General features: G+C 49.4%; 2 protein-coding genes. Both read right to left on the bottom strand.

Annotation, left to right across the window (positions count from 1 at the left end; all coding sequences use genetic code 11):
• Window positions 1-258 (bottom strand): DegT/DnrJ/EryC1/StrS family aminotransferase (locus AC01FP_RS17385; protein ID WP_474481968.1); only part of this gene is annotated, 258 nt, incomplete at its 3' end.
• A gap of 223 nt (window positions 259-481) precedes the next feature.
• Window positions 482-1,150 carry a hypothetical protein gene (locus AC01FP_RS17380; protein ID WP_474481967.1) on the bottom strand — a complete coding sequence of 223 codons (669 nt, stop codon included), beginning with the start codon at window positions 1,148-1,150 and terminating at the stop codon, window positions 482-484.
• Window positions 1,151-1,743: the final 593 nt, after the last annotated feature.

Here is a 1,743-nt window from a genome sequence, read left to right as displayed (position 1 = left end):
CTCACCCTCTAGGCTTAGAGCTCGAAATAGCAGCTGCAAAGCTGTAGTTGCATTGCTCATTACAACTACACGTTTAACACTGTGTAGATTTGCCAAGAGGGCTTCTAGCTGCAGGACAAACGGACCATCATTCGTAAATCGCTTGGAATCACGGATCTCATCTAACGATGTATGAACTAAATCGCGCGGAGGAATAAAAGGAGTGCCAACATGACGCGGCATAGAAAAAGCTGGTTCTCCACCAAGAATCGCCAGCACGGGATTCTTAAATGTCATAGGGAAACCAGCGCAGCAGTCATTAATATAAAGAAATTAATCGGAAAGAATTGAATACGCCAATGGGCAGGAACTGCTACTTAAGTTTCTTCAAAGCAAAGAAATGCAAGTAGTATGCAGGCTAAAAAGCTGGAAATAACTTATAAAAAAAGCACAGGCAGTATGCCTGTGCTTAGAACCTATTAGAAAGACGTCTGAATATGATTCAGGCAAGACTCCGTTGCCTAAGTTTCCGGGCCCAGCCAAATGCTGCTGCTACACCGAAGATCGGCAGAGGTCCCGGAACAGGTACGGGAGCATCCGCAACGGTGAGGGATGAAATTCGGAAGATACCAGTGTTACTAGTCGGCTGGAAAACAGCTGATGTTCTAACATAAATATCCTGATTGGCTCCAGCAAGGAAGCTAAGCGATTGAGAACCTGTACCAGTGAAATTAATGTCAGTAAAGCTGATGTTATCTGTGGAGAACCCAACGAATCCTTGAGAAATGTTGGCGGTTTCGAACGACGAAACGTTGAAACCAGTAATAATCGAAGATTTGTTCAGAGAAAGTTGAAAACTTGAAACACCACTTGCAGGACTTGTTCCATAACCGCAGCGACCAGCGCTGCCACTGGAGGTACCCACAGCAGTGAAAGCACACCAGCCTTGTGGGTTGGTATTGATCGTCCCCGGGGAGCTGCCAGTACTATTTGAGTTGGACAAGGTTAAACTTGTGCTAGAGCCCGGGGTGGAAAATACTTGGCTTGCGGTATTTATAGAGCTGGTAGTATTAAAGTTAATTGTGCCGAAAGCTTGAGAAGGCGCAGCTCCAAGCACAACAGAAGCAACGGCTCCCGCCAACAAGGTTTTTGAGGAAAACACGTTGAACATGATTTGAAATTACCTTTCCAAAACCATACCACAGAACAGCCCTGCTTTGTCAACCTAAGGCAAGCTATGGTCTATAATAAAACCTTATGGATGTCAAGCCCCGCCTTCGCGGAGCTATTGCAAAGGGATTCTGGCACTAGGGGCCTATTGCGTACGTATGAGCGCCACCCGTTCTCCACGGGCGCCCTTAAATCTGCCCATATCACAGTGACCACAATGGATCCGGGTGATAAGATGGGTCATGCAGAAGCCCATATCCTTCCGTCCTTGGCAGCCTGAACAGGCCACTCTGCTCCCTCCATCACCCGGAGATTGGCTCTCGCCCGATCCCCAGGCGTATTTCCTGTTCGATCTGGTGCATGAGCTGGATCTCTAGGCGATTCTCATCCCCGCGCAAGCCAAGGGGATCCCAGCGGTGAGAAGGGGGTTCGCCCGCTCATGTAGGCGAAGCCTTCCACGCACCGGTGGACCATGCGACTGCTATTTGCCTACTGCGTGGGCTCGGTCTACCCCTTGCGCGAAGCGGTTGAGTTGAGGCACACAAGCAGAGCCGCCTAGGAATTGGATGCAGCAGCAGCCAAGGCCAAGGCGGC

The organism is Cyanobium sp. NIVA-CYA 375 (genome assembly GCF_056108345.1).
Note: the sequence above shows the minus strand (reverse complement) of the source record. Positions and strands in the feature narration are given on the sequence as shown.